11 protein-coding genes are annotated in these 12,939 nt (G+C 70.1%); 7 read left to right on the forward strand and 4 right to left on the reverse strand.

All coding sequences use genetic code 11. The features are described from left to right. Positions 1 to 23: 23 nt before the first annotated feature. The gene (gene manA, locus QRN19_RS06205) at positions 24 to 1,223 is read right to left on the reverse strand and encodes a mannose-6-phosphate isomerase, class I (RefSeq protein ID WP_285025866.1); all 1,200 of its coding nucleotides are present in this window, start codon (positions 1,221 to 1,223) and stop codon (positions 24 to 26) included. 196 nt (positions 1,224 to 1,419) lie between these two features. On the opposite strand from manA, the gene QRN19_RS06210 reads away from it, so the two are divergent. The 3 genes from QRN19_RS06210 to QRN19_RS06220 are packed head-to-tail and all read left to right on the forward strand — an operon-like array spanning position 1,420 to position 5,367. Beyond that, positions 1,420 to 2,598, forward strand: coding sequence for an acyl-CoA dehydrogenase family protein (locus QRN19_RS06210; RefSeq protein WP_086474313.1), 1,179 nt, complete (start codon positions 1,420 to 1,422; stop codon positions 2,596 to 2,598). 56 nt (positions 2,599 to 2,654) lie between these two features. Then, entirely contained in the window at positions 2,655 to 4,082 is a 1,428-nt protein-coding gene (locus tag QRN19_RS06215) for an O-antigen ligase family protein (protein WP_285025867.1), read from the forward strand. A 7-nt stretch (positions 4,083 to 4,089) separates the two neighbouring features. Further along, entirely contained in the window at positions 4,090 to 5,367 is a 1,278-nt protein-coding gene (locus QRN19_RS06220) for an O-antigen ligase family protein (protein ID WP_285025868.1), read from the forward strand. A 22-nt stretch (positions 5,368 to 5,389) separates the two neighbouring features. On the opposite strand, the gene QRN19_RS06225 is transcribed toward QRN19_RS06220, so the two are convergent. Further along, positions 5,390 to 6,835, reverse strand: coding sequence for a sugar transferase (locus tag QRN19_RS06225; protein WP_285025869.1), 1,446 nt, complete (start codon positions 6,833 to 6,835; stop codon positions 5,390 to 5,392). A gap of 187 nt (positions 6,836 to 7,022) precedes the next feature. Between QRN19_RS06225 and QRN19_RS06230 the strand changes: the two genes are divergently transcribed. Together QRN19_RS06230 and QRN19_RS06235 are read left to right on the forward strand one after the other, a co-directional pair. Continuing rightward, positions 7,023 to 7,943, forward strand: coding sequence for a polysaccharide pyruvyl transferase family protein (locus QRN19_RS06230; RefSeq protein WP_285025870.1), 921 nt, complete (start codon positions 7,023 to 7,025; stop codon positions 7,941 to 7,943). Beyond that, on the forward strand, positions 7,940 to 9,277 hold the full coding sequence (locus QRN19_RS06235; RefSeq protein WP_285025871.1) for a hypothetical protein: 1,338 nt from the start codon (positions 7,940 to 7,942) through the stop codon (positions 9,275 to 9,277). Before QRN19_RS06230 ends, QRN19_RS06235 begins: the two co-directional genes overlap by 4 nt. Here QRN19_RS06235 and QRN19_RS06240 read toward each other — a convergent pair. Both QRN19_RS06240 and QRN19_RS06245 read right to left on the reverse strand, forming a co-directional pair. Then, the gene (locus tag QRN19_RS06240) at positions 9,163 to 10,275 is read right to left on the reverse strand and encodes a glycosyltransferase family 4 protein (protein ID WP_285025873.1); all 1,113 of its coding nucleotides are present in this window, start codon (positions 10,273 to 10,275) and stop codon (positions 9,163 to 9,165) included. The two genes, QRN19_RS06235 and QRN19_RS06240, sit on opposite strands and share 115 nt — an antisense overlap. Further along, positions 10,275 to 11,339, reverse strand: a complete 1,065-nt coding sequence (locus tag QRN19_RS06245) for a glycosyltransferase family 4 protein (RefSeq protein ID WP_285025874.1) — start codon at positions 11,337 to 11,339, stop codon at positions 10,275 to 10,277. Before QRN19_RS06245 ends, QRN19_RS06240 begins: the two co-directional genes overlap by 1 nt. A gap of 124 nt (positions 11,340 to 11,463) precedes the next feature. Between QRN19_RS06245 and QRN19_RS06250 the strand changes: the two genes are divergently transcribed. Continuing rightward, positions 11,464 to 12,054, forward strand: coding sequence for an acyltransferase (locus QRN19_RS06250; protein ID WP_285025875.1), 591 nt, complete (start codon positions 11,464 to 11,466; stop codon positions 12,052 to 12,054). Positions 12,055 to 12,092: 38 nt separating this feature from the next. Next, a complete protein-coding gene (locus QRN19_RS06255; RefSeq protein WP_285025876.1) occupies positions 12,093 to 12,938 on the forward strand; it encodes a glycosyltransferase family 2 protein in 846 nt (281 codons plus the stop codon). The last annotated feature ends 1 nt before the right edge of the window (position 12,939 follow it).

The following is a 12,939-nucleotide window of genomic DNA, read 5'->3' on the forward strand; positions in this document are numbered from 1 at the left end:
GACCGGACCGCCCGGCCAGGTGGTCAGCCCTGGGTGGTCGCCAGGAAGAGAGTCCCGGTCCCGGAGAAGCGCAGCTCCGCCTCGTCGGGCGTGATGAAGGCGTAGCCACCTCGACCGAGCTCGATGGACGAGGCGGCTCCGGTGATCCGCACCGAGCCGTCGGTCACGATCGCGATGCCGGGGCCGGGGAGCCGGAACGACGACTCCTGCTCGGACGGCTCATCGGAGAGGTCCACCCGCAGCAGCTCGAAGTCCGGCACGTCCGGGACGAAGAGGCTGAGTCCCCCACCCAGGTCCGTCGGTGTCAACCACGGCACCGGACGCGGCTCGAACTCCAGGACGTCGAGCAGCTCGGGCACGTCGACGTGCTTCGGGGTGAGCCCCCCGCGCAGGACGTTGTCGCTCGCCGCCATCAGCTCGACGCCGATCCCCCGGAGGTAGGCGTGGATGTTACCGGCGGGGAGGTAGAGCGCCTCCCCCGCCCGCAACGTGACGAGGTTGAGGAGGAGGGCGACCGCGATGCCGGGATCGCCCGGATACTCCTCCGCGAGCCGCCCGACCAGGGCCCGCTCGGCGTCGAACGCACCCGAACCGGGCGCCGCAGCAGACACGACGAGGGCGTCCAGCAGCCCGCCGGGGTGGTGTTCGAGCAGGATCCGCACGGTGTCGCGGAGCCCGTCGGGAGCGGCGACCATCCCCCGGAGCATGTTGATGTGCGCCGCAGCAGCCGGATCGGGTGCCGTGGTCCCCAGCTCGATGAGCAGGGCGTCAGTCGCGTTGAGCTCGCGGAACCCACAGAGCGCCTCGAAGCCGTCCCGGAGCGCGACGATGAGTTCCGGTTTGTGGAGGGCGTCCTTGTAGTTGCGGTGCGGGGCGTCGAGCGGCACCCCGCGTTCGTTCTCGGCGGCGAAGCCCGCGGCGGCTCGCTGCAGGTCGGGGTGGGCCTGCAGTGAGAGCGGGTGGGCGGCGGCGAGGACCTTGAGGAGGAACGGCAGCGAGCGATGGCCGCCGAGCGCAGCGGGATCGGCGGCGAGCCAGCCCTCGAGGTCGGCGTATCCCCCCACCGTCGTCGGATCCGCGATCGGCGTCGGGGCCCCCGGGTGTGCGCCGAGCCAGAGTTCCGCCTCTGGACGACCCGAGGGCTCGGACCCGAGCACCTCCGCGATCGCGGTCGGCGACCCCCACGCGTAGTCCCGAGGAGTGGCACGGAGCGGCACGAACATGATGGGGCCCTTTCGACGGACGAGGGTGACGCGCCAGCCGGACCCTGGGGCCGGTTGGCGTCGTCCTACAAGCCGCGCGACGCGGTCGCCCGGCACCGTGCACCAAACTACCAAGCCGTTGTCGGCGCCGAGCACACCTGCCTAGGCTGGCCGGGACGCCGATCCGGCGCCAGCGGACGCAATGGAGCAACGGACCATGATCTTCGAACCCCTCGCCAGCGACTTCTACGGCTTCGAGAGCCTCCTGACGGCTCCCGAGCAGGAGGCCATCGCCCGCCTCCGAGCGTGGGCCGAGACCGAGGCGAAGCCGATCGTGAACGAGTACTGGGAGCGAGCGGAGTTCCCGAAGCACCTCATCACCCCGCTCCTCGAGCTCGACGTCGCCCGGTGGGCCTGGCCGGAGACGACGCCGTTCGAGAACAGCGCCGTGTTCCGCGGCCTCGCCTCGATGGAGCTCTCCCGGATCGACGCGTCGATCTCCACGTTCGTCGGAGTGCAGGACGGTCTCACCATGGGGTCGATCAGCGAGTGCGGCTCGCAGGAGCAGCAGGACGAATGGCTCCCGAAGCTCGCCTCCGGCGAGGTCCTCGGTGCCTTCGGTCTCACCGAGCCGCAGTCGGGGTCGGACAGCGCACAGGGGCTCCGCACCACGGCCACCAGGGACGGCGACGACTGGATCCTGTCCGGCTCCAAACGGTGGATCGGCAACGCGACCTTCAGTGACATCACGATCATCTGGGCGAAGGACACGGCCGACGGTCAGGTGAAGGGCTTCATCGTGCCGACCGACTCCCCCGGCTACTCCGCGACCAAGATCGAGGGCAAGATCAGCCTGCGCATGGTGCAGAACGCCGACATCACCCTCGAGGACGTCCGGGTCCCCGAGCGCCTCCGGCTGCAGCACGCGAACTCCTTCCGCGACACCGCGAAGGTGCTGCGACTCACGCGGGCCGGCGTCGCCTGGTCGAGCGTCGGCGTCGCTGTCGGCGCGTACGAGGCGGCGGTCGCCTACGCGAAGGAGCGCGTGCAGTTCGGCAAGCCGATCGCGGGCCACCAGCTGATCCAGGACCTCCTCTCGAAGTGCCTCGGGAACATCACGGCGTCGATGGCGATGTGCGTCCGGGTCTCGCAGATGCTCGACGAGGGCACCCAGCGCGACGAGCACTCCGCGCTCGCCAAGGCGTTCTGCACCGCGCGGATGCGCGAGACGGTCGCGTGGGCACGGGAGATCATGGGCGGGAACGGCATCGTGCTGGACTACCACGCCGCCCGGTTCTTCGCCGATGCCGAAGCCCTCTACAGCTATGAGGGCACGCGGGAGATGAACGCGCTCATCGTCGGGCGGGCCATCACCGGCACCGCGGCGTTCGTCTGATCACGGCGCCGGACCAGAGCCTCGGCACCGGCCGCAGCCGCTACCCTGGGGGCACCATGCTGTCCACCGAACCCGCCCCGCCCCGCCCGCCGGCAGCGCTGACGACACGCGCGCTCGTCGTCAGGCACGTCGCCGTGTTCGCGACGTTCGCGGTGCTCGCCGGGACGTTCTGGACGAACCTCCTTACCATCTGGGGCTACACGGCCGTGGCCCTCGTCTCAGGCGGCGCCGCGCTCGCGTGCCTGATGGTCGTCCGCCCGAACTGGCGGCGCACCCGGGTGCCGTGGTCGCTCGTCGGCTACGGGGTGCTGTCGATCGTTTCGCTCGCCTGGTCCGCCTACCCGAGCGGCACGGCCGCGACCCTGCTCGGTGCGGCGCTGTGCACCATCCTCGGTGTGACCCTCGCCGGCTGCTTCACCTGGCCGGAGGTCATCCGGGTCCTCGGCCGTGCCGTCACGTGGGTGCTGTCGCTCTCCCTCCTGTTCGAGTTCGTCGTCGCGGCGATCATCCGGCACCCGGTGCTCCCGAACTTCTACGCCGGGGACTCGGCGGATCCGCCCCTGCTCGACTACTGGTCGCGGGACCTGCTGTTCTCCGGAGGACGCATCCAGGGCATCTCAGGGAACGCCAACCTCCTCGCCGTGGTGGCGCTGCTCGGGATCATCGTCTTCGGACTGCGGCTGGCGGCGCGGCGCGACGAGCCCGGCGCAGCCACGCTGACCGGCCCGGAACGTCGCTGGACCCTGCTCATCCGCCTCGGCCTCTCCGTCGTGATGTTCCTCCTGAGCTTCTCGACCACCATCCTGCTCGCCGCCGTGGTGACGGCGGTGGTCCTCGCGGCTGCGCTCGCGATCCGTCGGGCACCTCGCCCGGAGGCGAGGACACCGGTGTACCTCGGTTTCCTCGGCATCGGGGTCGTGGGCGCGGTGGGGGCGGTCGTCTTCCGGACGCAGCTCCTCGGCCTCCTCGGGAAGAGTCCAGACCTCACCGGTCGGCTCGACATCTGGGCGACGGTCTGGCGCCTCATCGAACAGCGGCCGGTGTTCGGATGGGGGTTCTCGAGCCCCTGGGCGCCATGGGAGCCGCTCTTCACCGACCTCGTCATCCGACGCGGCGTGCGACAGCTCCAAGCGCACAACGCCTGGCTCGACGTCTGGTTCCAACTCGGTGTCGTCGGCCTCGTCCTGTTCGCCGCGGTGGTCCTATCCATGCTGACCCGCACCTGGTTCCTGGCCGTCGACCGTCCACGCGTCGACCTCGACGCACGGCGTCCGTACACGGCCCTCTCGCTCGCCCCCGTCCTCATCGCGGTCTCCCTCGTCGTGCAGTCGGTCGCGGAGAGCCGACTGCTCATCGAATCCGGCTGGGTCCTCCTCGTGCTCCTCGTCGTGAAGACGAAGCAGGAACCCGCCTGGCCGGTCCCTGCCGTCGCAGCCTCATCCGACCTCGCTCCCGCGCACCGGCGCGACGTCGTCGACGGATGAGACCGGCGTGAGAACAGCGGACTTCGACGCGTTCTCCGTCGCAGCGCGCGTCCTGTCCTCAGCGCCGCTGGCTGCAGCGTTCGCCACCATCGCCGTCGCGACCGCCTTCGGTGAGCACCTCGTCACGAGTCTGATCGGTGTCGCCGGTTCCAGCGCGATGCTCGCGGGCCTCGCGACGATCGGCACGGGCATCCTCCTCGCACGCCTCCCCATCATCGAGTGGCGTGGTCTCCTGCCGATCTCGGTCCTGCTGTTCCTCGCCTGGAGTGCGGTGTCGGTGGTGTGGAGCGCCACGCCGCTCGCGACCCTACCCGCTATCGGCGGACAGCTCGCGTGGGCCTTCATCGCCATCGTGATCGCGCTGACCCGCGACACCATCCAGATCGTCCGGGCGACAGGCACCGCCTTCCGCGCGCTGCTCGGCACCTCCCTGGCGCTCGAGATACTGAGCGGCGTCCTCATCGACACTCCGTTGCCGTTCCTCGGGATCAGCGGAAACCTCGCCTTCGGTGGCCCGCTGGAAGGCGTCTTCGGCTCCCGGAGCGCCCTCGGCATCGCGGCCCTGCTCGGTCTCGTCACCTTCGTCGTCGAATGGCGGACCCGTTCCGTGCGCCACGGGGTGACGATCGGGTCGATCGCCCTCGCCGCCGGACTCATCCTGGGCACGCGCTCACCGAGTGTCGCGCTCCTCGCCGCGGCCCTCGGCATCGCGACCGCCGTGCTCTACGTCTTCCGGCAACTCCGACCGGAACTCCGCCGCACCTGGCAGTTCGTGCTCCTCGCCGCCCTCGCGCTCGTCGGCCTCATCGGGTATCTCTTCCGATCCGAAGTGTTCCGCGTGCTGGGTCTCGGGCTCGAGATCGAGCAGCGCTATGCGCTGTGGCAGGAGACCCTGCGACGTTTGGCCCCGAGCGAGCTCAACGGCTGGGGATGGACGGGCGGCTGGGTCTCCGATGCGGTCCCGTACCGGTTCATCGACGCGAGCCTCGGCCGCATGAACGACTCGGCGCTGAACGCCTATCTGGACGTGTACCTGCAGCTCGGACTGATCGGGCTCGCCCTGTTCCTCCTCCTCGGCGGCCTGGCGCTCGTGCGGACCTGGCTCATCGCGACCAACCGGCGCAGCGTCGTGCACGTCTGGGCTGCGCTCATCGTCGTGACCCTGCTCGCATCGGGTGCCGCCGAGAGCAGCCTGCTGTTGAGCGGCGGCTGGCTGCTCCTCGTCGTCTGCGCGGTCATCGGTGCCGGCGGACTGAGCTGGCGGCGCAAGCTCCCGGAACGCTGAACCCGGCCGGAGCGGCACCGGATCACCGTGCGTCGGTTCCCGGGGCGACGACCGCGCGCACCGTCTGCGCGAGGATCTTCAGATCGATCGCGGCCGACCGGTTCTCCACGTAGTACAGGTCGAGATCGACGGAGTCGTCCCAGGAGAGGTTGGACCGCCCGCTGACCTGCCACAGTCCGCTCATACCGGGCTTTACCAGGAGGCGTCGCTGGGCGAGCAGGTCGTAGCGTTCGACCTCCCACCCCCGGTGGGGCCGCGGGCCGACGAGACTCATCGAACCACCCAGGACGTTCAACAGCTGCGGCAGCTCGTCGAGCGAGTACTTCCGGAGGATCCGTCCGATCGGCGTCACGAGCGGATTGTCCGGAGCCTTCGTCAGCAGTTCGCCCGCATCCTGCTGCACCGCGAGGGCTGCTCCGGTGTCGGCGTCGGCGGCCATCGAGCGGAACTTCAGGATCTGGAAGGGGCGGCCGCGCAAACCGACGCGCTCCTGCCGATACAGCACGGTCCCCCGACTCGTCGTCTTCACCGCGAGCGCGACCGCGAGCATGACCGGGGCCAGGAGCAGGAGCAGCGTCGCGGAACCGATGACGTCGAACGCCCGCTTCGCCACAGCCTCGACCCGGGACGGCTCGAGGTGGTCGACGTGGATGAGTGGAATGCCGGCCACCGCCTGCAGGTACAGGCGCGTCGAGGCCACCCCCGTGAGCGTCGGCGCGATGATGAACTTCACCCCGCGCTCGCTGAGGTCCCAACCGAGGCGGCGGAGCTCGACGGGGGCGAGTTCGACGGGCCCGACGAGGATCACGGTGTCCGCTTGGACCTCCTCGGCGGCGTCGACGATCGAGGGTCGTCCGCTGAGGACGGGGGCACCCACGATTCGGACGTCGTCGACGATGCCCGGGGTCGCGACTCCGACCACCCGATGCCCGGCCCAGTCTCCTCGGCGCATGCGCTCGGCGACGTGCACCGCGTGGTCGCGGTCCCCCACGAGCAGCGTGCGGTAGACCAGTGCGCTGTCACGCCGCCGCGCGCGGAGGTGACGGCGGGCTCCCCAGCGGACCGCCAGCAGGAGGGCGACCCCGAGTGGCATGGCCGTGAGCAGGAACCCGCGTCCGATCTCGAGCTTGAGGAGGTAGGACACCATCGCCACCGTGCCGAAGACCGTCGTCGTCACGACCACGACCCGTCGATACGGCGTCCAGCCATCCGCCAGGACCCGCGGGTGGCGCGACCGGGCCGCGGACAGGGGTGACCACCACGCGACAGCGAGCGCGAGGGTGACCGCCGGGTAGCCGATGTCGAGGCGTCCGAACGGCGCGACGAGCTCGACGACCCCGCGCCAGTACGCGTCCCACCACAGGAGCTGGGTCACGCCGAGCGCCAGGGTGACGGCGAGGAGGTCGAGGACGAGGACCATGCGCGAGCACCGTCGCTCCCAGCAGCGGCGGGCTTCGACGAAGGGCATGACGGCGGCCTCCCTGGGTGAGGTCTGGTGTGCATCGGATCGGTCCTCGATGCGCACGGTCACGGTGAGCGAGGTCGATCACCGGAGTGCGAGACGACCCGGCGAGAATCGAGCATAATGTATTCGACCAACTGAAGTATCCGATTCCAGCGCAACGCTCGGTGTCGATCGAACGGAGCACCCACCCATGCCCTACCTCGAGACCATGCGACGGCGCGCCGAAGCCTCGTTCGTCGAACTGCATCGCGGTGTCACCGAACTCCACTACACGCAGTTCCCAGACCACCGGAACTCGGGCGACTCGGCCATCGCCCTCGGACAGGCCCGGTTCTGGCGCGCACACGGCATCGCCGTCCGTACGACCTCGAGCGCCGGGAGCATGCCGGAGCGGGTCCGAGACTCGTCGATCCCGGTCCTCATCCAGGGCGGCGGCAACCTCGGGGGCCTCTACCCGGTGCTGAGCGAGGCGCGCTACGAACTCGCGGAGCACCTCCCGGTCGCCACCTTGCTCATCCAGGCACCGCAGTCGGTCGTGTTCCCCACGGACGCGGATCGCCGGGCGTTCTCCCGACGGTTCGCCGCCCGGCGCCACCTGCGGGTCGCCGTCCGCGACCAGGCCTCCTACGACCTCCTCCGCGACGAGGTCGACGACCTCAGCCTCTCGCCGGACGCCGTGCACCTCCTCGGCCCGATCAGCGCCCCTGAACCGCGGCAGCGACGCATCGTCATCGCCCGGACGGACGAGGAGACCGCGGGCGGGCTCGTGGGCTCCGAGAGCGCCGATTGGCCGGCCGACCCCCTGGACCTCCGAGCGCATGAGTGGCTCGGCTGGCGGGCGGCGAAGCACCCGGTGTTGAAGCCCTTCATGGAGCGCGACCATGCGTCGTGGATGCGGCGAGCCGAACGTCGATTCGACGCCGCCGTCCGGCTGATCGCCCGCGGCGAGGTGGTCGTCACCGATCGTCTCCACGCCATGCTCATCGGGCTGCAGATGGGTCGGCGCGTGATCGCCATCGACAACAACAACCACAAGCTGTCCAACTATGCGGAGACCTGGTTCGGCGGCCTCCAGCCGACGGTGAGCTTCGAGCACACCCTCCGCCCGTGACGTCCGGGCAGCCCTCCCACCACCTGACCCGTCGGGACGCGGCCAGAGCCCGCGCGGAGGCCAGCGCCCACCGGACCGAATGCCGCCGGCGGTTGACGCGACGGACGCGCGGTGTCGGCGGACGAGAACCTGACCGCGCTCTCGTCGGTGGTTCGCTCCTCGTGATCGCCTCGCTGCTCGCCCTCGCCTGGGTGACAGCCGACCAACCAGGGCTGCCCGGGCATTTCGCGAACGACGAGGGCACGATCATCAGCGTGAACCGGGGGACGTTCACCGAGGCCGACTCGTCGTTCCAGCTCATCGCCGCGGTCTACCGCTGGATGGGCCTCGCCGAGCTGCCGACGCTCGCCGCCCTCATCGGTGTCGCGAGTTACCTGCTCGTCCTGACGGCCGCGATCTCGCACACCCGGCTTGCGACGGCCGAGTGGGTGGACTGGGCCATCATCATCAGCTGCGTCGCACTCGCCGCCATCTACCACGGTGCGTACACGAAGGACCTGCTGACCGTCGGCGCAGTACTCGCCCTCATCGCCAACCGGGGACGAGGCCTCCTGGCCGAGCTGGTGCCGGTGGCCGCGATGCTGCTCTATGCGCAGAGCTTCCGCACGTACTGGTTCCTCGTGGCAGGCCTCTACCTGGTGCTCCGTCTCGCGCTGCGGGCGCGGCGCGGCTGGACGGCCACCCTGGGGGTCATCCTCGTGCTCTACGCCGGGCTCTCCGTCGTCTTTCCGTTGATCGTCGGTGTCGACCTCGACCACTACCGCCTCACGGTGAACGAGCATCGCAGCACGGAATCGGTCAACACCCTGATCGTGCAGTTCCTCCCCGGCACAGGTCCCGTGTCCGGGTTCGTCAACAGTGTCCTCACCTTCGCCTCGTTCATCGTCCCGATCCCGCTGATGCTCCGCGGCGGGGCGATCTACCTCGTCGTCGCGCTCGTCCTCCTCGCCCTCTGGGGATCACTCGTCACCGTGATCCGGTCGGCGAGGCTTCGAGCACCCCGCGGAGCTCCAGTGCTCACAGCGTTCCAGAACCGGTTGTTCGCGGCGATCCTCGCCTTCCTGATCGTGCAGTCGATCTTCGAGCCGGACTACGGCTCGTTCCTCCGGCATCTCACACCGATGCTGATCGTCGCCATGTGCCTGCTCCTGAGCCTGCGGCACGGTGCGGCGGCACTCTCGGCCCGGCGGAGGCCGGCTTCCGCTGCGTCCCGTGTGGATCAGCGAGGTGCCTGCAGGACGGATGCTGCCGCGATGCGCACGTCCGCTGCGACGCGCGCCCAGGAGAACGGCCCCGCTGCAGCGAGCACACCCGCCGCGGAGAGCGCCTGGTAGCGACCCGCGTCGGTGAGGACCCCCTCCAGCGCGTCGGCGAGCGCGGTCGACGTCACCGCCGTGGCCACGATGCCCGATCCTGACGCGATCGCCTGCTCGGCGAGTCCGCCGACCGGCGTCACGACGGAGGGCACCCCGAGCGCCATGGCATAGGCGAGCACACCGGACTGACTTGCCTCGGTGTACGGCAGCAGGGCCACGTCGAACCCGCCGATCACCTGCGCGATCTCCTCCTGGCCGACCCAGCGGTTCTCGAGTTCGTCGTCCTCGTGTCGCAGGAGCGCGAGGGCGTCGTCGGTCCCGGACCCGACGACCCGCAACCGGACCCGGATCCCGCGACGGCGCAGTTCGGTGATCGCTCCCACCCCCAGACCGAGCCCCTTGTATGCCGACAGACGACCGAAGCATCCGACGACCGGAACACCCTCCCGGTACGTCGATCGGACGACGGCCCGGCCCGGGTCGACACGGTACGCGGCGTGGACGGTCTCGTGGACGCGATCCGCGCGGAACTCGCCACGGGAGGTGAGTGCAGCGGCGACCGGCGCGGAGAACACGATCGCTCCGTCCGCCGCCCGACGCTCGGCACGACGCAGGAGGTGCTCGAGCCGCGAGAAGTCCCCGGGGTGCATCGTCGCGTCATGGACGCAGAGCAGGCTCCGACGACCACCGAAGCGGAACACGGGCGCGACCACCCCCTGCCAGAGCTGCTCCATGGCGATGACGGCGACGTCGATGCGATGCCGCCGGAGGAATCGGTCGAGCCGGAGCGCCGCCCAGAGGAGGCGCGGAAGACCGAGCACCGCGCCGCGCTTGGCTCGGTAGGTGTGGATCCCGAAGGACGGCACGCCGAGTGCTGTGAACCGATCGGCCACCTCCGCGTCGAGCGAGTACGACACGACGACGTCGCACCCGCCGTCGCGGAGCGCCTGGGCCAACTCGGCGGCGAAGAGCGGGCCAGCACCGGTGCAGCCCCACTGCACGACGGCGACCCGCATCAGGCCACCTGCGGTATCCGGTAGGCCTCGGCGAGCGCCGACCGCTGACGGTCGGGCGTGTGGCCCCGAAGGCGATCCGACCAACGGGCGACGTTCGTCTCGGCCCACGCGGCGAACGCCCGGGGTCCGGCCAGCCGGCTGGCGACCAGCGCCTCGAGACCACCGTCGAGCGTGAGGGCGTCCGGGAGCGTCCCGAACGCGGCGATCGGACGGACGAGCGTCGGGACACCGGCCTGCACCGCCTCCAGGACGGCGAGCGGGAACCCCTCCCAGGCGGCGGTATGGAGGTAGACGTCGCTCTGCGCGAGCCGCTCGCCCACCTCGGCGTGCGGGATCCACCCGGTGACGTGCACGCCGGACGCCTCCAAGCGGGCGACGTCGTCGTCCGCGCCACCACCCATCCAGACCGGGACCACCTCGATCCCTCGCGCTCGGATCGACGCCGCGGCGTCGGCGAAGCGCATCGGATCCTTCTGTGGAGCGATCCGTCCGAGACTCGCGACCGACAACGGACGGTGCTGCTCCGGGCCGTCTCGGCGGGCATCGGGTAGCGGAACCGCGACCACGTTCGGAACGTGGACGACGCGCGGCCGGAGGGGCCCGCGCCGTTCCGCGGCTGCGGCCTCGCCCTCGGAACAGGCGGCGATGGTCTCGACGTTGAACGACAGCAGCCATTCGACGGCCCGGAACGTACGGCGGCTCCAGGCGGAGAGGTCGGCGCGCTCGAACGCGTAACAGTGCGGGGTGTAGACGATGCGGGTCCGTGGCGAGCTGCGCAGGGCGACGCGCGCGTACGCGCCGGCGAAGCTCGAGTGGGCGTGCACGATGTCGGCCCCGATACGACGACGCACCCGCCGGATCGACCGCACGGCAGCGAGCGGTCGCCGCCCGAGCGCGGTCACGGACGCGAAGCAGTCGGACAGCGTGTCGTCGACCGGGGCGCCGTCCGGGATCTGCGCGAGCAGGTGATGTTCGACCCCCGGCGGTGCATTCCGCACGTAGGCCTCGATCGCCACGGGGATCCCACCCGCATAGCAGTCGGTGACGTGGAGCACGGTCGTCATGGCACGCCTTCAAGGACTCGATTATCGGAACATGTCGCCCTGGAATGAGAAATATCAACTGAGGACATCTGTAATATACTGGTCGACCGAGCGAACCCCAAACCCCGCCGATTCGGAGGAACCCGTGCCGAAAGCGCTGCGCCGAGTCCTCCTGCGTCTCCACAAACTGTCCGTGAACGCCTCGGGCCTGGTCCGCGCCGGCATCCTGTTGTGGATCCGCGCCGGTGAGAGTCCGCGCCTCGCGATCTTCGAAGGGCGCGCCCCCGTCCTCGTGATCCCTGGGACGTTTCAGGCAGGCACGCGCCTCAAGCTCCGCTCGACCACGCAGCGCTCCTCGATCTCCACCGGTCCGCGCGGCTCCCTCGTCCTCGGAGACCGCGTCTTCATCAACCAAGGGTCGTGCATCCACGCCGAGCAGTCGATCGTCATCGGCGACCGCGTCTCGATCGGAGACGGCGCGCGGATCTACGACACGAACTTCCATCCGGTGCGCCCCGGGCAGCCCGTCAAGGTCGAGCCGGTGGTCATCGAGGACGACGTCTGGCTGGCGGCCGGCGTCACCGTGTTGGCGGGCGTGACGATCGGGCGGGGGTCCGTGATCGGGACCGGAGCCATCGTCACCCGCTCCGTCGCTCCAGGCTCCCTCGTCGTCGGTCCCGCCGCATCGACCGTCGAACGGTTCCCGATCCCGTCAGCATTCCGACGGACCCCCTGACACCCGACGAGCTTCGACCCAGACACAGGAAAGGCCCCGTGTACACGATCGTCATCCCCTGCCGTGACGGGGCAGCGACGCTGGACGCCCAGCTGAATGCCCTCCTGGAGCAGGAAGCCTCAGTCGACTTCGAGGTGCTCGTCGTGGACAACGGCTCCACCGACGGAACCGCCGACCTCGTCCGTTCCGTCGCCAGCAATGACGACCGCGTGCATCTCATCGACGCCTCCGCGCGGACCGGCATCAACCACGCGCGAAACCGAGGAGTCGAAGCAGCACGGGGTGACCGGATCCTGCTGTGCGACGCCGACGACATCGTCCACGAGGGCTGGCTGGCAGCGCACCATGCCGCGTTCGAAGCCGGCGCCGAGTGCGTCGGTGGCGGGCTGGATCGCACGCTCCCCGACGGCACCGTCATCATGCGCCAGCGAGAACTCCTCTTCGTCGGCTGGGATCTCGCCAGCCCGTTCGGTGCGAACTGCGGGTTCACGAGGGAGGTGTACGAGCGGATCGGAGGGTTCGACGAGACGTTCCGCGACGGCGGTGACGACACGGACTTCTTCTGGCGAGCCGCGCTCGCCGGAGCCACGTCGGTGCTCGTGCCCGATGCCGTCGTGACCTACGCGCTCCGCGCCGATCTCCGACGGGTGATGCGGCAGCACATCAACTACGGCCGCGGCGTCACCCATCTGTACGTCCGGCACCGTGCATCTGGAATGCCGCGATCATCGCCGATCCGCGCGGTCCTCTCGGTCACCGCCTGCCTGTTGATCATCGTCACGAGTGGTCGCCGGTCGCTCCGCCGGCGGTTCGCCGTCGAACGGCTGGCTGGCCGGATCGGACGGCTCCGGGAGAGCGTGCGCCGACGCACGTGCTATCTGTGAG

This window comes from Plantibacter sp. ME-Dv--P-122b (assembly GCF_030209375.1).
Taxonomy (GTDB): domain Bacteria; phylum Actinomycetota; class Actinomycetes; order Actinomycetales; family Microbacteriaceae; genus Plantibacter.